Origin of the sequence: Bradyrhizobium sp. Leo170, from assembly GCF_004296405.1 — a bacterium.
Classification (GTDB): Bacteria; Pseudomonadota; Alphaproteobacteria; order Rhizobiales; family Xanthobacteraceae; genus Bradyrhizobium.
In genome coordinates this window covers 24,806-42,100 of the sequence record NZ_PSRR01000032.1, presented here as the reverse complement: position 1 = coordinate 42,100, position 17,295 = coordinate 24,806, and the positions used below count along the sequence as shown (strand labels likewise).

The following is a 17,295-nucleotide window of genomic DNA, read 5'->3' as shown; positions in this document are numbered from 1 at the left end:
CCGCGGAGAGCTGTTTGAAATTTGAATCTGAAATCCACCCCACGTCGTCCCGAGCTTGACCCGGGACCCATAATCACAGGCCTCTCTAGTGCGCTCCGCTGCAACCACTTGCCCCGCCACAACACCTGCCTGTGGTTATGGGTCCCGTCTTTCGACGGGACGACAGTAGGATGGGTAGAGGGCAGCGAAACCCATCATTCGCGCGGCTTGCTCGATCGCGATGGGTTTCGTTGCCCTCTACCCATCCTACAGGGCATCAGAAGCGAGCGGACGGCACTACTCCTACCCCGCCAGCCGCTCCGCATATTCGATCGCTTCGATCAGGCTGACACCCGGGCGAAGCGCGTCGTCGTAGCGCCCCGACCGCGCCTCGATGCCCTGCCCGCGAAGCTGGTCGAGGATGCTCTCGCCGACCGGCTGAAAGCTCCCGTCCGGCCCCTTCGCGAACTGGCGGCCGGCGCGGGTGCAGCGTCCCTGGTGAGGAAACGCCGGCGCCACGATGCAGGCGTCCCAGAAGCCGGAGCGCAGGCAAGCATTGAGCTCCGCCGCCCAGGGACCGCGCATCAGGCTGTCGATCTTCTTGTAGGCCATGCCGGCGCCCCGAAGCAGCGGCGCCAGTTCCCGCGCGATGGCAAACGCCTGCTCGGCCCCGAGCTCCCGCGTGCCGCTGTCGATGGCGAAACTGCCGTGCCGGTCCGTGATCGAGTCCGCGCGCCAGGCCACGTCCAGCGGGTCCAGCGCGCCCACAAATTCAGCAGACGTCTCGAGCGAGCCGGTGAGATCGTCGGCCAGAAGCCTTAATTGCTGCATGATGCTGTGCCGGAAATGGTGTGCACGTTCTAGGCATCTGCCTCGCTGGATGCAATCCAACAATGGCGGTACGCCTTGGCTTTACGCTAGAATGTACCTTGCTCCAATGCGGGAGGTGTGGCGATGCCGAGAAAGGGAATCACCGGCCACGACGAATGGGTCATCACCGAGGCGCTGGCGACGGCGCTCGTCGCCCTCGAGCAGCTTCCGCCCAAACACCAGCCGCGACCGCACATGGAAGACATCCGAAAGCTGCTTGCCGCTGGCTGCGATCGCGGAACCGTCACCCTGCATCTGGCGCAAGCAAAGTGCCGGCTGTTTCCCGACGCCGATCCGCTGGCGATCTACGAGGAATACGGGCTCAGCGACGGGCAAGGCTGAGACGTTAAAGCATGATCCGGAAAAGTGGGCACCGGTTTTCCGAAAAAGATCATGCTCAAACAAAGCGCTAAAGCGGGATGACGATTCGAAGAAAAGTCATCACGCTTTAACGGCTGATCCGCCAGATCGTGCCGTTGGCGTCCTCGGTTATGAGCAGCGCGCCGTCGCGTGCCACGGCGACGCCGACCGGGCGTCCCCAGACTTCGGAATCGTTGATGACGAAGCCGGTCGCGAAGTCCTCGTATTCGCCCGTCGGCACGCCGTCCCGCAACCGGATGCGGATCACCTTGTAGCCCGTGCGCTTCGATCGGTTCCACGAGCCGTGCAGGGCCGCGAAGATGTCGCCGCGATACTCGGCGGGAAAATTCTGGCCATCATAGAACGTGAGGCCAAGCGAAGCCGAATGCGCCTGCAGCAGCACGTCGGGGACCGTGACCTTGTCCTTCAGCTCAGGCCGCGCGCCGGCGTGCCGCGGATCCTGATTGGCACCGATGTAGAACCACGGCCAGCCATAGAACGCGTTCTCGCGGACGCGGGTCACATAGTCGGGCACGAGGTTGTCGCCGAGACCATCGCGCTCATTGGTCGAGCACCAGGGCACGCCCGTTTGCGGCTGGATCGCAAGCCCGACGCAGTTCCGGATACCGGTGGCAAAGGTGCGCTGGTTCTTGCCGTCAGGATCGAAGGCAAGCACCGCCGCGCGGTCGGTCTCGTTGCCCCAGGCGGCGCCGAGCGGGCGCTCGCGCTTCCAGGCTTCCAAGCCACCCGGTGGGGTACCCATGCCCTCCCCCGAATTGCCTGCCGAGCCGACCGAGACCAGCATCCGCTTATTGTCGGGCGTAAAGACAATGTCGCGAGTCGAATGGCCCCAGCCGTGCGGCAGCTTGGCGACGACTGTCTCCGGCTTTCCGGAAGCCTTGAGGTCGCCATTGCGATAGGCAAAGCGGACCACGCTTCCGGTGTTGGCGACATAGAGCCATTGCGGGTTGTCGCCACTCGGAAAGAAGGCGATGCCGAACGGACGATCGAGGCCGGTGGCGTAGACTTCGTTGATCGTGGGTTTGGTCGCTCCATCGGCGGCACGCAACAGACGGATGCGCCCGGCGCGCGTCTCGGCGACGAAGATGTCGCCGTTCGGCGCGGTCTTGATGATGCGCGGCCCGTTCAAGCCGTCGGCGAACAGGTCGGCCTTGAACCCCGGCGGCACTTGGGGAATTGCCGAGGCCGTTCGCGGCGCGACCCGCGACATGTTCGCGCTCGATGGCGTCGCGCCAGGTTTGGGCAGATCCTGCGGCGTGATCAGACGCAAGGTGCCGGGCTTGTCGCGCCGCCAATCGCCAAAGGCTTCCTGTCCCTTCAGTACAGCCGGCTGTGCGCTTGCAGCAGCCGGCATCATCGATACAAGCAAGCCCGCAATCGTGACGCTTGCTGCAACTGGCTTCCAGGGCATTTCACATCCTCACGCGAGACGACGATCTCGCGAACACGCATCCATAGCGTGGAACCTTTGCAGGCTCATTTCACAATCGCGTCTGTGGTTGCGACGATTTGGCCATCAATGCCCTCTTGCCGGCGCGTTGAGCTCGATCGAGCGCATGCTCAGCGCGAGCGGGATCATCAGGGCGCCGATGACCGCGAGCGTCCAGAACACATCGATATAGGCGAGGAAGTCGATCTGGCGCTGCAACGTCTGGCCGACCCAGGCGATCGCCTGCGAGGCCGCGTCGGTGGCATTGGAGCCCTGCGCCTGGAAATAGCGCGTCATCGCATCGATGGTCTGCTGGTAACCGATGTCGGACGGCGCGGCGTGTTCGACCAGCCGGCTCTGATGGAATTGCTGGCGCTGCGCCAGCACCGTCTGCGCCAGCGCTACTCCCATGGAACCGCCGATGTTGCGTGCGACGTTGATCAGCGCCGAGGCTTGATTGGTCTTCTCCGGCGGCACGCCATCGTAGGATGCGGTCGTCACGGGCAGGAACAGGAACGGCAGGCCCATGCCGAGAAAGATGCGCGACCAGGCCGCGTAGCCATAGGTCATGTCCTCGGTGAGCCCCGTAAGATGCCACATCGAGAGCATCACGATCGTCGCGCCAACCATGATCAGGTATTTCGGCTGCACGATGCTCACGAGCCTGCCGACGATCGGCATCATCAGCAGGGTGAAGATGCCACCCGGGGAGAGCACGAGGCCGGCGAGCATCGCGGTATAGTCCAGCTCGGCCTGCAGCAGTTGCGGCAGGATCTGGGTGGTCGAAATCAAGACCGCGCCGGTGCCGAGCATCACCAGGAAGCAGGCGGCGAACTGCCGGCGGCCAAGCAGGCGAAGATCGACGATCGGGTCCTTGCGCGTCAGCTCCCAGGGGATCAGCGCCAGCAGGCAGAAGGCCGAAATCAGTGCGAAGCCAAGGATCATGTTCGATCCGAACCAGTCGTTGCGCTGGCCTTCGTCGAGCACGAATTCGAGCGAGCCGAGTCCGACCGCGACCAGCGCGAAGCCGACATAATCGACGCGGATGCCATTGCGGAGCAGTTCGCGCCGCTCTTCCTCAGCGCCCGACGGTTCGCTGACCAGCGATCCCACCAGGAACAGCGAGAGCAATCCCATCGGCACGTTGATCAGAAACACCCAGTGCCAGGAATAGGTATCGGTGATCCAGCCGCCGAGGGTCGGCCCGATCACCGGCGCCACCACTACGGCGACGCCGTAGATCGCAAAGGCCTGCCCGCGCTTGGCCGGCGGAAAGGAGTCGGCGAGGATCGCCTGCTCGGAGGTCGCCATGCCTCCTCCACCGAGTCCTTGCAGGATACGGAACAGCACCAGGGATTCCAGGCTCCAGGCAAATCCACACAGCAGCGAGGCCACGCTGAAGGTGGCCACGCAGATCATATAGAAGCGCTTGCGCCCGATCACGGTGGCGAGCCAGCCCGAAATCGACAGCACGATCGCGTTGGCGACAAGATAGCTGGTGATGACGTAGGTGCTCTCGTCGATCCCGACGGCCAGCCCGCCCGCGATGTGGCGCAGCGCGACGTTGGCGATCGTCGTGTCCAGCACCTCCATGAAGGTCGCGATCGAGACGACGAAGGCGATCAGGTAAGGATTGTTCCCGCCGGCCGCCGAGCGCTCCGGCGACCAGCCGCCGGTCTGGGTCGTGTCCGTCATTGTACTTTCGTCCAGGGCACGACCGACATGCCGGGGCCGACGGGGACGTCGGCGGGCCAATGATCAACCACGATCTTCACCGGCACGCGCTGCACGACCTTGACGTAGTTGCCGGTGGCGTTCTCTGCCGGCAGCAGGCTGAACGCCGTGCCCGAGCCCGGCTGCACCGAGTCGACGTGTCCGGTCAGCTTGCGATCCGGATAGGCGTCGATCCTGAACTCGACGGGTTGGCCCGGACGCATATAGCGAAGCTGGGTCTCCTTGTAGTTCGCCACGATCCAGACCTCGTCGGGCACGAACATCATGATGCTCTGCCCAGCCGTCGCATACGTCCCCTTGGCGCCGCTCAGCTTGACGACGCGTCCGGACTGGGCAGCTGTGACATTGGTGTATTGGAGATTGAGCCTGGCCTGATCGCGCTGCGCCTCCGCCTGCTGCAGCGAGGCCTTGGCGCTCTCGCGTTGGGCCTGCAGCGGCTTGATCCCAAGCTCTGCGACGGTTACCGCCGTCCTCGCACGGGTAGTATTGGCCTGCTGCGCTTCGAGATCGGACTTGGTCTGTTGCTCGCGTTGCAACGTGCCGGCGCCTTTCTGCAGGAGATCCTCGGCGCGTGCGGCTTCCTGCTGCGCGAATTGCAGTTGCGCTTCGGCCTGCGAGAGCTGCGCTCTCGCCTGATCGATCTGGGCCTGCTGGCTGGCGGTCTGGGCCTCGATGTTGGTAATATTGGCCCGCGCTGCGGCAACCTGCCCCTCGGCCTGGTCGAGCGCGATCCTGTAGTCGCGATCGTCGATACGGGCGAGCAGATCGCCCGCATTGACGTGTTGGTTATCCGTGACGGGCACGTCGACAAGGTAGCCGCCGACCTTCGGAGCAACCGAGAAGCTGCGGGCGGCGACAAAAGCATCGTCGGTCGATTCGTAATCACGGACCTCGAGCCAATAGACGCCGCCGCCAATCAGCGCAGCCAGGAGAACGCAGGCGCCCGCGATCGCCAACAGCCAGTGCTCGCGGAACCGATCGAGCATCGATGGCTTGTCGGGCGCCGTTGGCGGACTGTCCCGCGTTTCGCTGACGTCCCTGAGTTCAGGCTTCTGCTCGGGGGAGCGTTCCGGAGGCCGTGTTTCTTCCGCGGACGGCCTACGCTCTCGGGTCGTGGCATCCACGGCAGCACCTCAAGCGAAGATGATTGGCAATCGATCTGGCTAACCGCGCGGTCAGAGCATGGTTCCCAGCAAGCCGTTCATCGGGCACCGTTGCCTGTTGGAACCCTCTCGCGGACCAACTGTTTTCAGTGGTTCGTTGCGCTCCCCTGGAGAGCGTCTTGCCGGGAAAGAAGTGACGGTTCGCTGGGACACAATGGCGCGCATTCTGATCGGGACATCCGGCTGGCATTACGAATCTTGGCGCGGGCCGTTCTTCCCGAAGGGCCTGCCGCTCAAGAATCAGCTTCGCTACTACGCAAGCCAATTTCCGACCACAGAATTGAACGGCGTGTTCTATCGCACGCCGACGCCGGAGGCGGTGAAGGGCTGGCGCGAGCAGACGGATCAGGATTTTGTCTTCGCCTGGAAGGCGTCCAAGTTCATCACGCATTGGAAGCGTCTGTCGGAGAATTCCGTGAACAGCCTCGAGTTGCTCGAAGATCGCCTGTCGCTACTGGGCAACAAGGTCGGTCCCATCCTGTTTCAACTGCCGCCGCAGTTTGAGGCCAAGCCGGATCGCCTCGCCTCCTTCCTCAAGCTGCTGTCGAGGAAGCGCCGCTACAGCTTCGAATTCCGGCACCCGAGCTGGTACGCCCCGAATGTCATGCGGCTGCTGGCCGATGCGAACATCTCGCTCTGCATTTCGGACCATCATGACGCGCCAGCGCCGTGGAAGCGCACCGCCGATTTCGTCTACGTCAGAGGCCACGGCCCTGGCGGCCGATACAAGGGTCATTATCGCAGCGCGACCTTGGCCGAGTGGGCCAAGCGCATCCGCTCCTGGAAGAAGCAGGGCTGCGACGTCTACGTCTATTTCGACAACGACCAGAAGAGCGCCGCGCCCGCCGACGCAGCTACGCTGCGACAATTGATCGAAGGGAGAAAGTAGGAACCACGCCAACCGCGTAGAGCCCCGGCTGAGAAAAAATGCCGGCTCATGGCCGGCATTTTCTTCATCGCATCGATCTAATATTGGCCGCCCGATTGCTTGCCCTTGTTGCCGCTGGTGCCGGGACCTTGGCTGGAAGGATGGGCCGCGCGGCTCGAGCCGCCGCCAGCGCCGGTCGTCATGCCTTTCTTGCTGGGGTGCGTACTCGTATGCGGCGTCGCGCCAGGCCCGACATTGCCCTGGCTGGACGCACCCGGCGCGGGCTGCGCCTGCTGCGCGAGTGCGCCGCCGGCAGACAATGCCAGAACGCATGCAGAGGCCAGAATGATCTTCTTCATCGGTATCTCCTTGGATTGACTTGTCGGCTCAACCCGGCGCCGCCCGAACCGGTTCCTACCGCCGTGGACGCAAGTTCGTGCGTTTCGCCATCCATGTTCAATAGATCGCGAGAAGACTTAGGAACCAAACACGCCAAACCGGGTTCCCCAGGAAGATTCGAGGAACCGACATGTCGGCATGGTTCAAGGACGAGTCCTTCCCCGTGCTGCTGGAGAGCGCGGTACAGATCGCGTGGGACTATCTCAGGCGGGCTGGCGAAATCGATGATCCGGTGGAAGCACACCACTTCCTGATCGAGAAAGTCGCCTTCATGATCAGCCAGGGCCAGCACAACAGGCTTGTGCTGTCGAATCGCGCCATTTCCGCCTTTCAGCAATACAAGCGCGCACGCACCATCGAGTTGTCGTTGATCTCGCGATGAGGTCGGTCATAGGCGCGGCGCGCCTTACCTAGTGGATGATGTCCAGCGGCAATCGGCAAATCTCGTCGCCGTCTTCGTTGGTGACGAGGATCGAGTAGTGCCGGTTCTTCAGGTTCGGGTGTTCGCCGAGCAGGCGCCGCGCGATGTTGTCGGCCGAATCCATCGCGGCGATATCGTCAGCGAGTTCCGCGCCGCCTTGATCGGCAACCGTCTTGGTGTTGACGAGATCGAAATGGTAGAGCGGCATTTTTCGCTCCCGCCTGGCATCGTCTCACCCGAGACTACGCACGACAACCCGACTTGGTTCCCGGTCGTAGCCGCCGTCCCGTCGCGCCTTGAAAATCCTGCGGCCCGAAGGAACGCCGGTCCGCAACATCGGTTAGGCGGTAAACGACGACAGCGAGGTCTGCCATGAGAGTTTGCGATGCGATGACCCCCGACGTTCAGCTCTGTACTCCCGAAGACAGCTTGAAGGATGCGGCAGAGGCAATGGGCGCGCTTGGCGTCGGACTGCTGCCGGTCACCGAGAATGACCGCCTCGTCGGCATGGTGTCCGACCGCGATATCGCTGTTCGCGGCGTCGGCATGGGCCGCGGACCGGAGGCGCGGATCCGGGACGTCATGACTGCCGAGGTGAAGTACTGCTTCGAAGATCAGGATCTCGACGAGGTCATGGCAACTATGGGCGAGATTCAGGTCCGTCGCATGCCCGTACTCAATCGCGAAAAGCGGTTGGTCGGCATTATTGCGCTCGGCGATATTGCGCAGGCCAAGGACGGTCACAGCGCGGGCGTGGCGCTGAGCGAGATTTCTCGTCCCAGCGCCCAACATGCACAGCTATAGCGATGCACGAGCATCAACACGACAAAGTCAGCCTCAACCTTGACCTGCTTTGCGCGACATTGGCGATCGTCAGCGCGGCGCTGCTCACGGGGATGCTGAGATATCTGTTGGGATGAAGAGCCCCAATCATGTGCGGCGGACCGCCGACCGCGTCCCTGTGCTTGCCGGGTTTCCTGAGCGCCGCTGGCGCCAGCACCTGTTCGCGAATGGCTTATATTGAATTCGCGATCCGGGAGACGGCTCCGTCTGCCGTGACCTGCTCGTCGTTCGTCTCGAAAGTCATCGAGAGGCCGCCCGTTGGACCGATGGCTCGCTCAAGCCATTTGATCGACTCTTCGATCCAGTGATCGCTATTCGCTGGATCGGCTTGCGCCCTCGCCCGGCAGGCATCGGCCTGCGCCAGACAGGCAGCCTTGCGATCCATCGTCATCTCAGCGCGGCGATTGCAGGCCGGGCGAGGTCAGCCACTCGTTCAGATGAGCGGCGGTTTCCGCTTGCCTTGCCTTCTTCAGCAGTGCGTCACGCGCTTCACCTTGCGGCAACTGCTCGGCTGCCGCGCGTGCCTCGTCTGCCGCTCTCTGGAGCCGCTCGTCGAACGGCACGCTGTTCTTTCTTCGATTGCGCTTTGCCGTCATGGAAGTCTCCCGCTTCGCAAGTGAGTATAGAATCGCGCTTCCAACAACCTATCGTCGCTAACTCAGGTTACTTCGCGCGAACAAAATAAGCGGCTAGGCAGGAACGAATCACTCGAAAAACAGCCCCAACGGCCTCTCTTGGCAACCCGTCGCTCCTCCGCAGCTAAGGCTTGGACTGCATGGCGGCTTCGCCCTGCTCCCGCGCCGGCACGCTCACATGCACTTCATGGCCCTGCCGAATCGCCAAAGATGCAGCAGCGACGGCCGATTCGAACGCGGATTCCTTGGTCGCATATTCACCGTTCACAACGCCGTCGTGCAGCACTCCCCATTGGTCGCGAATTGGCACGATGGCGTATTGCGCAAGTCCCATCTTCCTCTCCGCTGCAAACGTCTTCGTGATTACTTCTTGTCGGGATCGTTCGGGCGAACGGTCATGTTGCTCTCGGGCATTTTGTCCTTGCCCGCGTCGCCATTGTCGTCCCGCCCGCCTGAAGTCGATGTCCCGCTACCGCTCCGGCTCGGTCTCGTTGCACTGCCGATTGTCGCCGCAGAGCCTGGCGTGGCGGAGCTCGCGGCCGGGTCTCCCGTGGTCGATCCGCGCCCGCTCGGTGCGCCGTCCGTTTGCGCCAGTGCGAGCGCGGAGCACAGCGTGAATCCAAAAGCCAATGCAATGCGTGTCAGTTTCATCGCAAGCCATCCTTAAGATGTCGATGAAACTAATCGGCCAGTGACGAGAACGTTCCTAATCGCGGTTTCCGACGCCTGATCCGTCGTGGCTATGCGGTGCGCGAACTGAGCGCCGGCTCCGGTCCTGGCGCATTCATATCTCGATATGGAGCGGCCTCCGTGCGCGGCTTTCCCTGCAGCGGCACCGTTAGGCGACAGACCAGGCCTTCAGGGCGCCAATCGAAATCGGCATTGCCGCCAAGCTGGGTCTCGATGCTGGCGATCACGCTCCTCGTGCCGAATCCCTTGGAGGTCGGCTTTGTTACTCGCGGTCCGCCTGTTTCAACCCACGCCAGGATCAGCCTGTCGCTCTGCACTTCCCAGGTGATGGCGAGTCGGCCCGACAGCGAGGAGAGGCTGCCATACTTCGCGGAGTTGGTGACGAGCTCGTGCAGCGCCAGCGCCAGCGTTTGCGCCGTGGCAGGCTCGAGCTGGACCTCCGCACCCTCATACTGGATTTGTCCGGCTTCCGAATACGGCGCTACTTCTTCGGCCACCAGTCGCCGGATTTCCGCGCCCTGCCAGCTCGACAGCGACAGCACAGTGTGAACCCGCGCGAGCGCCGTGATCCGGCCCTCGACCGCCTGCACATAGGCGTTGACATTCTGCGCGCGCGTCAACCGTACGATCGACTGCGCCAGCGCGAGAGCGTTCTTGGCGCGATGATCGACTTCTCGCGTGAGCAGGCTCTGCCGTTCTTCGGCGCGCTTGCGGTCGGTGATGTCGACGGTGACGCCGCTGACCCGCACGACCCGGCCGTTCTTGTCGGTCGTCGCTGCCGCCGTGCCGACGCACCAGCGCACCTCCCCGTCGGGGCGGACGACGCGGAATTCAGCCTCGTATGATTTCACGCCCTTCGCGAATTCGGTCCAGGCCTCGCGCAAGCCGTTGAAATCCTCGGGATGAAACAGCGCTTGAATGTTGGCGGAAGTCAGCTCGAAGCTCTTGGCATCAACGCCGAAGATCTTGTACTGGCCATCGTCCCACATCCAGTCACCGTTGACCCAATCCCAGTCCCAGGAGCCCATCTTGCCGGCGGCAATCGCCATGCTGCGGCGCTGTTCGCTTTCGACCAGCCGCGCGGTTGATTGCTCGAGCTCCGCGGTGCGCGCGCGGACGCGGTCCTCAAGTTCGGAATTGAGCCGCTCCAACTGCCGGGTCTTGCGGTAGAGCTCGGCGAAGACGCGGATCTTCGCGCGCAGCACTTCCGGCACCACCGGCACCGGAACGTAGTCGACTGCGCCCATCTCGTAGCCGCGCAGCCGATCGATATCGCTGACCTGGATCGCCGAGATGAAAATCATTGCGGTCTTCTGGAAGCGCGGATGCTCGCGGATCATGGCCGCGAGCTCGAAACCATCGAGCTCGGGCATGCAGACGTCGACCAGGATGACCGCGACTTCGTTCTTGAGCAGAAACTCGAGCGCTTCCCGCCCCGACGCGGCCACCACCAGATTCTCGCCGAGCTCCTTCAGGATCACTTCATAGGCCAGCAGCTTCGCCGGCTGGTCATCCACCAGAAGAATGTTTACCTTTTCATGGTCCATCATCTTCATGCCGCTTCAGCGATGTAGCCACATGCGGATGGCGAGCAGCAATTGCTCGGTATTCACCGGCTTGGCCAGATAATCCGACGCGCCCGCTTCCAGGCATTTCTCGCGGTCGCCCTTCATCGCCTTCGCGGTCAGTGCGATGATGGGAAGACGGGCAAGCGCCGCATTCTGCCTGATCACACCGATGGTCTGATAGCCGTCCATCTGCGGCATCATGATGTCCATCAGGACGATGGCAATCTTGGGATTGGATTCGACCAGCGCGATCGCCTCGTGGCCCGTTGTAGCCGTCAGTACCCTCATACCGCGCCGTTCGAGCACGCTGGAAAGCGCGAAGATGTTCCGCGCGTCGTCGTCGACGAGAAGCGCCGTCTTGCCAATCAGATCCTCATCGGAACTGTTAAGTTTCTCTAGCATCCTTTGCTTTTCAATCGGCAATTCCGTGATGACACGGTGCAAGAACAGTGACGTTTCGTCGAGCAGACGCTCCGGTGATTCGACGCCTTTTACGACAATGCTGCGCGCCATCGTATGAAGTTCGGCATCCTCCTCGGCCGAGAGTTCCCGTCCGGTGAAGACCACGATCGGAACATTGGACAGGTTCTCGTCCTTGCGGATTTCGTCGAGCACCTCAAAGCCGCTCATATCAGGCAGCCGCAGATCGAGTACGACGCAGTCGCAAGGGATGCTTCGCAAGGTAGCGAGCGCCCCGGCTCCGGTACCGGTGGTGACGATCTCGACGTCCTTGTGATCCAACAGTTCTTTGATGCTGAGCCGTTCGGCCGGATTGTCTTCCACGATCAGGAGCCGCTTGCGTCGCGGCCTTGCATATTCCTTGATCTGGGCGAGCGCCGCGCTGACGCCCTCGGTCGTCGTGGGCTTGTTGACGAAGGAGAAGGCGCCGCGCGCCAGCGCATGCTGCCGGTCCTCGTCGAGCGTGATGACCTGCACCGGAATGTGCCGGGTCAGCGGATTGTGCTTGAGCTGGCTCAGCACGGTCCAGCCGAGCATGTCGGGCAGGAACACATCGAGCGAAACCGCGGTCGGCTGGAACTGCTTGGCGAGGTCCAATGCCTCGGCGCCGCGGTTAGCGACCAGGACCTTGAAACCCTTGTCCCGTGCGAGATCGACCAGGACCCGCGCGTAATGCGGGTCGTCTTCGACGATCAGGAGGATTCTGTCTCCAGGCTCGAGATTAAGCCGGTCATCCGGCACTTCCGCCACGCGCTCCTGCGCTGCGGGCGCTTGCAATGCCGGCGCACCGCCCTGCGATAAGGGCAGCGCGGGCGGCACGCGAAGCGCAACGCTCGGGCCGGAATATTTCAGCGGCAGATAGAGCGTGAAGGTACTGCCTCTGCCGGGCGCACTTCGCAGATGGATCTCGCCGCCGAGCAGGCTCGCAAGTTCGCGGCTGATCGCAAGGCCGAGGCCGGTGCCGCCATATTTGCGGCTGGTGCCTGCGTCCGCCTGCTGGAACGCTTCGAAGATCAGCTTCTGCTTGTCCAGGGGGATGCCGATGCCGGTATCGCTCACCTCGAAGGCGACGACTGCGGGTGCGGTGTTGAGAATTGGATGCTCGGCGCTCCAGCCGCCGACCGCGGCCGAGACGGTCAGCTTGACGCCGCCCTCAGCGGTGAACTTGAAGGCGTTGGACAACAGGTTCTTCAGCACCTGCTGCAGGCGCTTGGAGTCGGTGACCATGCTACGGGAAAGCGTCTCGTCGACCTCGATGCGAAACGACAGATGACGGTTTTCCGCCTCGTGGCGGAACGGCCGGCCGACGGTTTCGAGCAGGCTCGATGTCAGGATTTCCTCGGCGTCCACGGTCACGGTACCGGACTCGATCTTCGAGAGGTCGAGGATGTCGCTGATCAGGTTGAGCAGGTCGGTGCCGGCGCCGTGGATGGTGCGGGCGAATTCAACCTGTTTGGGCGCAAGATTGCCTTCGGGATTATCTGAGAGCTGCTGGCCGAGGATCAGGATGCTGTTCAACGGTGTGCGCAGCTCGTGCGACATGTTGGCCAGGAATTCCGACTTGTATTTCGAGGTCAGCGCAAGCTCGCTCGCCTTTTCTTCCAGCGCGCGGCGTGCCTGCTCGATTTCCTGGTTCTTGCGTTCGACCTCGACGTTGCGTTCGGCGAGCTGTTGCGCCTTCAGTTCGAGCTGCTCATTGGTCTGCTGCAATTCCCGCTGCTGGGCCTGAAGCTCGCCCGCGAGCTGTTGCGACTGCTTCAGCAGGCCTTCGGTCTGCATCGTTGCCTCGATGCTGTTGAGCAGGATGCCGACGCTGTCGGTCAATTGCTCCACAAAGGTGATCTGCGAGGCGGTGAACGACGCGAGCGAGGACAGCTCGATCACGGCCTTGACCTGGTTCTCGAACAGGACCGGGAATACCACCACGTTCTTCGGCAGCACGCGCATTAGCGCCGAATTGACCGGCACCAGGTCGGCCGGAATGTCCGAAAGCAGCCGCTGCCGCTTGTCCAGTGCGCATTGGCCAATTAGCCCCTCGCCCATGCGCACGAATGATGGATGCGGATTGGCGCCGTCGTCGGCATAGGCGGACAACAGGCGCAGTTGCGGAATCTCGGCGCTCTCGACCTGGTAGATCACGCCCATATGCGCGTTGATCACGGGCGCCAATTCGGCCAGCAGCAGCCGCCCCACGGTCGACAGATCGCGCTGGCCCTGCAGCATGTTGGTGAATCTGGCGAGATTGGTCTTCAGCCAGTCCTGCTCGGTGTTCCGATCCGTGGTCAGACGGAGGTTGCCTATCATGGTGTTGATGTTGTCCTTGAGTTCGGCCACCTCGCCGCGGACATCGACCTGAATGGTGCGGGTCAGGTCGCCTTTTGTCACCGCGGTCGCGACCTCCGCGATAGCGCGGACCTGCGAAGTCAGGTTGGCGGCCAGCAGGTTGACGTTGCCGGTCAGATCCTTCCACGTGCCGGCGGCGCCGGGCACATTGGCCTGGCCGCCGAGCCGGCCCTCGACGCCGACTTCGCGCGCCACGGTCGTGACCTGATCGGCGAATGTGGCCAGGGTCTCGGTCATGTTGTTGATGGTGTCGGCGAGCGCGGCCACCTCGCCTTTCGACTTCACGGTCAGGTTCTGCTTCAGATCGCCATTGGCCACCGCGGTCACGACCTTGACGATGCCGCGCACCTGCTCGGTCAGGTTGGCGGCCATCACGTTCACGGTATCGGTCAGATCCTTCCAGGTGCCGGCGACGCCGCGCACCTCGGCCTGGCCGCCGAGCTTCCCCTCGGTGCCGACCTCGCGCGCCACGCGCGTCACTTCGCCCGCAAACGCATTGAGCTGGTCCACCATGGTGTTGATGGTGTTCTTCAGCTCGAGGATTTCGCCCTTCACGTCGACGGTGATCTTGCGCGACAGGTCGCCGCGCGCCACCGCGGTCGTGACTTCCGCGATGTTGCGCACCTGCGTGGTGAGGTTGGCCGCCAGCAGGTTGACGTTATCGGTGAGGTCCTTCCAGGTGCCGGCCACGCCGGGCACCACGGCCTGGCCGCCCAGCCTGCCCTCGGTGCCGACCTCGCGCGCCACGCGCGTCACTTCCGCCGCGAAGGAGCGGAGCTGCTCGACCATCGTGTTCAGCGTTTCCTTGAGCAGCAGAATCTCGCCGCGGACGTCCACGGTGATCTTCTTCGACAAGTCGCCGCCGGCGATCGCGGTCGCGACTTCCGCGATGTTGCGTACCTGGGCCGTCAGGTTCGACGCCATGAAGTTGACGTTGTCGGTCAAGTCCTTCCAGGTGCCGGCGACCTCGGGCACTTCGGCCTGGCCGCCGAGCTTGCCTTCGGTGCCGACCTCACGCGCCACGCGCGTCACTTCGGAGGCGAAGGCGTTGAGCTGGTCCACCATCGTGTTGATGGTGTTCTTCAGCTCCAGGATTTCGCCCTTCACGTCGACCGTGATCTTGCGCGACAGGTCGCCGCGCGCCACGGCGGTCGTGACTTCCGCGATGTTGCGGACCTGGGCGGTCAAATTGCCGGCCATCGAGTTGACGCTGTCGGTGAGGTCCTTCCAGGTGCCGGCAACGCCGGGCACGTTTGCCTGGCCGCCGAGACGCCCTTCGGTGCCGACCTCGCGGGCCACGCGCGTCACCTCGCCCGCAAAGCGGTTGAGCTGATCGACCATCGTGTTCAGCGTTTCCTTGAGCTGCAGGATCTCGCCGCGCACGTCCACCGTGATCTTGCGCGACAGGTCACCGCCGGCGATCGCGGTCGCGACCTCGGCGATGTTGCGCACCTGGGCGGTCAGATTGCCCGCCATCGAGTTCACGGAGTCGGTCAGATCCTTCCAGGTGCCGGCGACGCCGGGCACTTCCGCCTGGCCGCCGAGCTTGCCGTCGGTGCCAACCTCCCGCGCAACGCGCGTCACTTCACCCGCGAAGGCGTTGAGCTGGTCCACCATGGTGTTCAGCGTCTCCTTCAATTGAAGGATTTCGCCTGACACGTTCACGGTGATCTTCTTCGACAGGTCGCCCTTCGCCACCGCGGTTGCGACTTCCGCGATGTTGCGAACCTGGCCCGTCAGGTTCGATGCCATCGAGTTGACGCTGTCGGTCAGATCCTTCCAGGTGCCGGCGACGCCGCGCACCAGCGCCTGGCCGCCGAGCTTGCCTTCGGTACCGACCTCGCGCGCCACGCGCGTGACTTCGCCGGCGAAGGCGTTGAGCTGGTCAACCATCGTGTTGATGGTGTCCTTCAGCTCCAGGATTTCGCCGCGCACGTCGACCGTGATCTTCTTCGAGAGGTCGCCATTGGCCACGGCCGTCGTCACTTCCGCGATGTTGCGGACCTGGGCGGTCAGGTTGGACGCCATGAAGTTCACGTTATCAGTCAGGTCCTTCCAGGTGCCGGCAACGCCGAGCACGTTAGCCTGGCCGCCGAGCTTGCCTTCGGTGCCCACTTCGCGCGCCACGCGCGTGACTTCGGACGCGAAGGCGTTGAGCTGGTCCACCATGGTGTTCAGCGTCTCCTTCAATTGAAGGATCTCGCCTGACACATTCACCGTGATCTTCTTGGAAAGGTCGCCGCCGGCGATCGCGGTGGCGACATCGGCGATGTTGCGGACCTGGGCCGTCAGGTTGGACGCCATGAAGTTGACGTTATCAGTCAGGTCCTTCCAGATGCCGCCGACGCCGGGCACCTGGGCCTGGCCGCCGAGCTTGCCTTCGGTGCCGACCTCGCGCGCAACGCGCGTCACTTCGCCCGCGAAGGCGTTGAGCTGGTCCACCATGGTGTTGATGGTGTCCTTCAGCTCCAGGATTTCGCCGCGCACGTCGACGGTGATTTTACGCGACAGGTCGCCGCGCGCGACCGCGGTCGTCACGTTGGCGATATTGCGCACCTGCGCGGTCAAATTGCCGCACATCGCGTTGACGGAATCGGTCAGGTCCTTCCAGGTACCGGCCACGCCGGGCACGATCGCCTGGCCGCCAAGCTTGCCGTCGGTACCCACCTCGCGCGCGACGCGCGTCACTTCGGACGCGAACGAGCGCAATTGGTCGACCATGGTGTTGATCGCTTCCTTCAACTGCAAGATCTCGCCGCGGACGTCGACCGTGATCTTTTTCGACAGGTCGCCATTGGCGACCGCGATCGTCACCTCCGCGATGTTGCGAACCTGACCGGTCAGGTTGTTGGCCATCGAGTTGACGCTCTCCGTCAGGTCTTTCCAGACACCGGTCACCTCCGGCACCTGGGCCTGCCCGCCAAGCCGGCCCTCGACGCCGACTTCACGCGCCACGCGTGTCACTTCCGATGTGAACACGCCGAGCTGCTTGATCATCGTGTTGACGATGTTCGCCGACTGCAGGAATTCGCCGCGCAGCGGCCGCCCCTCGACGTCAAGCTGCACGGTCTGCAGCAGGTCGCCCTGTGCGACCGCCGCAACCGCGCGCGTCACTTCCCGGGTCGGCCACAAGAGGTCGTCGATCAGCGTGTTGATCGAGCCTTCCATGTCCGCCCAAGAACCACTTGAAAGGCCGAGATTCACGCGTTGGCGGGTCTGTCCCTCCCGGCCAACGACCTGGCCGACGCGCTCGAGCTGCTGGGCCATGCGCTCGTTCGCTGCGGCGATCTCGTTGAAGGCGTCCGCGATCTTGCCGTCGATCCCGAGATAATCGCCGCGCATCCGCACGGTGAAGTCACCGGCCCGCATCGCCTGGAGCGACTGCAACAGGTCCTGGGCGGGATCGCTCTTGCCGTTTTGTTTATTACGGCGGGGTTCGCCACGACCACGAGGAGCGGGACCAAAATCGCTCATAAAATTCCCCCTGCACGCTGGCCGGCTTTAGATTTTCGA

15 protein-coding genes are annotated in these 17,295 nt (G+C 63.2%); 4 read left to right on the top strand and 11 right to left on the bottom strand.

Annotation, left to right across the window (positions count from 1 at the left end):
- Nucleotides 1-282: 282 nt before the first annotated feature.
- A complete protein-coding gene (locus CWO89_RS08785; RefSeq protein ID WP_130578232.1) occupies nucleotides 283-810 on the bottom strand; it encodes a four-carbon acid sugar kinase family protein in 528 nt (175 codons plus the stop codon).
- 123 nt (nucleotides 811-933) lie between these two features.
- Between CWO89_RS08785 and CWO89_RS08780 the strand changes: the two genes are divergently transcribed.
- On the top strand, nucleotides 934-1,191 hold the full coding sequence (locus CWO89_RS08780; protein ID WP_130231366.1) for a hypothetical protein: 258 nt from the start codon (nucleotides 934-936) through the stop codon (nucleotides 1,189-1,191).
- Between the two features lie 106 nt (nucleotides 1,192-1,297).
- Here the strand turns inward: CWO89_RS08780 and CWO89_RS08775 are convergent, their stop codons facing one another.
- From CWO89_RS08775 to CWO89_RS08765, 3 genes are all read right to left on the bottom strand, one after another.
- Complete coding sequence (locus CWO89_RS08775; RefSeq protein ID WP_463702428.1) at nucleotides 1,298-2,587, bottom strand: PQQ-dependent sugar dehydrogenase; 1,290 nt, start codon at nucleotides 2,585-2,587, stop codon at nucleotides 1,298-1,300.
- A 159-nt stretch (nucleotides 2,588-2,746) separates the two neighbouring features.
- A complete protein-coding gene (locus CWO89_RS08770) occupies nucleotides 2,747-4,354 on the bottom strand; it encodes a DHA2 family efflux MFS transporter permease subunit (RefSeq protein ID WP_130578230.1) in 1,608 nt (535 codons plus the stop codon).
- On the bottom strand, nucleotides 4,351-5,517 hold the full coding sequence (locus CWO89_RS08765) for an HlyD family secretion protein (RefSeq protein ID WP_130578229.1): 1,167 nt from the start codon (nucleotides 5,515-5,517) through the stop codon (nucleotides 4,351-4,353). The genes CWO89_RS08770 and CWO89_RS08765 overlap by 4 nt, the downstream gene beginning before the upstream one ends.
- Nucleotides 5,518-5,710: 193 nt before the next feature.
- Here CWO89_RS08765 and CWO89_RS08760 point away from each other — a divergent pair, with 193 nt between their 5' ends.
- On the top strand, nucleotides 5,711-6,445 hold the full coding sequence (locus CWO89_RS08760) for a DUF72 domain-containing protein (protein WP_130578228.1): 735 nt from the start codon (nucleotides 5,711-5,713) through the stop codon (nucleotides 6,443-6,445).
- 77 nt (nucleotides 6,446-6,522) lie between these two features.
- Here CWO89_RS08760 and CWO89_RS08755 read toward each other — a convergent pair whose 3' ends face one another.
- Nucleotides 6,523-6,783: a hypothetical protein gene (locus tag CWO89_RS08755; protein ID WP_130578227.1), complete on the bottom strand. Its 261-nt coding sequence runs from the start codon at nucleotides 6,781-6,783 to the stop codon at nucleotides 6,523-6,525.
- 170 nt (nucleotides 6,784-6,953) lie between these two features.
- On the opposite strand from CWO89_RS08755, the gene CWO89_RS08750 reads away from it, so the two are divergent.
- On the top strand, nucleotides 6,954-7,205 hold the full coding sequence (locus CWO89_RS08750) for a hypothetical protein (protein ID WP_035691250.1): 252 nt from the start codon (nucleotides 6,954-6,956) through the stop codon (nucleotides 7,203-7,205).
- A gap of 28 nt (nucleotides 7,206-7,233) precedes the next feature.
- On the opposite strand, the gene CWO89_RS08745 is transcribed toward CWO89_RS08750, so the two are convergent.
- On the bottom strand, nucleotides 7,234-7,452 hold the full coding sequence (locus CWO89_RS08745; protein ID WP_130578226.1) for a DUF6894 family protein: 219 nt from the start codon (nucleotides 7,450-7,452) through the stop codon (nucleotides 7,234-7,236).
- A 164-nt stretch (nucleotides 7,453-7,616) separates the two neighbouring features.
- On the opposite strand from CWO89_RS08745, the gene CWO89_RS08740 reads away from it, so the two are divergent.
- Entirely contained in the window at nucleotides 7,617-8,048 is a 432-nt protein-coding gene (locus tag CWO89_RS08740) for a CBS domain-containing protein (protein WP_130578225.1), read from the top strand.
- A 431-nt stretch (nucleotides 8,049-8,479) separates the two neighbouring features.
- Here the strand turns inward: CWO89_RS08740 and CWO89_RS08735 are convergent, their stop codons facing one another.
- From CWO89_RS08735 to CWO89_RS08715, 5 genes are all read right to left on the bottom strand, one after another.
- Entirely contained in the window at nucleotides 8,480-8,683 is a 204-nt protein-coding gene (locus CWO89_RS08735) for a hypothetical protein (RefSeq protein WP_028166426.1), read from the bottom strand.
- Between the two features lie 163 nt (nucleotides 8,684-8,846).
- The gene (locus CWO89_RS08730) at nucleotides 8,847-9,056 is read right to left on the bottom strand and encodes a hypothetical protein (RefSeq protein ID WP_028166427.1); all 210 of its coding nucleotides are present in this window, start codon (nucleotides 9,054-9,056) and stop codon (nucleotides 8,847-8,849) included.
- Between the two features lie 29 nt (nucleotides 9,057-9,085).
- Entirely contained in the window at nucleotides 9,086-9,373 is a 288-nt protein-coding gene (locus tag CWO89_RS08725; protein WP_130578224.1) for a hypothetical protein, read from the bottom strand.
- Between the two features lie 89 nt (nucleotides 9,374-9,462).
- A complete protein-coding gene (locus tag CWO89_RS08720) occupies nucleotides 9,463-10,959 on the bottom strand; it encodes a sensor histidine kinase (protein ID WP_130578234.1) in 1,497 nt (498 codons plus the stop codon).
- 15 nt (nucleotides 10,960-10,974) lie between these two features.
- The gene (locus tag CWO89_RS08715) at nucleotides 10,975-17,256 is read right to left on the bottom strand and encodes a HAMP domain-containing protein (RefSeq protein ID WP_130578223.1); all 6,282 of its coding nucleotides are present in this window, start codon (nucleotides 17,254-17,256) and stop codon (nucleotides 10,975-10,977) included.
- Between the last annotated feature and the right edge of the window lie 39 nt (nucleotides 17,257-17,295).

What these genes read in the sequence shown, in the direction of transcription:
- CWO89_RS08785 (WP_130578232.1), bottom strand. Translation starts at nt 810, where the DNA reads ATGCAGCAATTAAGGCTTCTGGCCGACGATCTCACCGGCTCGCTCGAG.
- CWO89_RS08780 (WP_130231366.1), top strand. Translation starts at nt 934, where the DNA reads ATGCCGAGAAAGGGAATCACCGGCCACGACGAATGGGTCATCACCGAG.
- CWO89_RS08775 (WP_463702428.1), bottom strand. Translation starts at nt 2,587, where the DNA reads ATGATGCCGGCTGCTGCAAGCGCACAGCCGGCTGTACTGAAGGGACAG.
- CWO89_RS08770 (WP_130578230.1), bottom strand. Translation starts at nt 4,354, where the DNA reads ATGACGGACACGACCCAGACCGGCGGCTGGTCGCCGGAGCGCTCGGCG.
- CWO89_RS08760 (WP_130578228.1), top strand. Translation starts at nt 5,711, where the DNA reads ATGGCGCGCATTCTGATCGGGACATCCGGCTGGCATTACGAATCTTGG.
- CWO89_RS08755 (WP_130578227.1), bottom strand. Translation starts at nt 6,783, where the DNA reads ATGAAGAAGATCATTCTGGCCTCTGCATGCGTTCTGGCATTGTCTGCC.
- CWO89_RS08750 (WP_035691250.1), top strand. Translation starts at nt 6,954, where the DNA reads ATGTCGGCATGGTTCAAGGACGAGTCCTTCCCCGTGCTGCTGGAGAGC.
- CWO89_RS08745 (WP_130578226.1), bottom strand. Translation starts at nt 7,452, where the DNA reads ATGCCGCTCTACCATTTCGATCTCGTCAACACCAAGACGGTTGCCGAT.
- CWO89_RS08740 (WP_130578225.1), top strand. Translation starts at nt 7,617, where the DNA reads ATGAGAGTTTGCGATGCGATGACCCCCGACGTTCAGCTCTGTACTCCC.
- CWO89_RS08735 (WP_028166426.1), bottom strand. Translation starts at nt 8,683, where the DNA reads ATGACGGCAAAGCGCAATCGAAGAAAGAACAGCGTGCCGTTCGACGAG.
- CWO89_RS08730 (WP_028166427.1), bottom strand. Translation starts at nt 9,056, where the DNA reads ATGGGACTTGCGCAATACGCCATCGTGCCAATTCGCGACCAATGGGGA.
- CWO89_RS08725 (WP_130578224.1), bottom strand. Translation starts at nt 9,373, where the DNA reads ATGAAACTGACACGCATTGCATTGGCTTTTGGATTCACGCTGTGCTCC.
- CWO89_RS08720 (WP_130578234.1), bottom strand. Translation starts at nt 10,959, where the DNA reads ATGGACCATGAAAAGGTAAACATTCTTCTGGTGGATGACCAGCCGGCG.
- CWO89_RS08715 (WP_130578223.1), bottom strand. Translation starts at nt 17,256, where the DNA reads ATGAGCGATTTTGGTCCCGCTCCTCGTGGTCGTGGCGAACCCCGCCGT.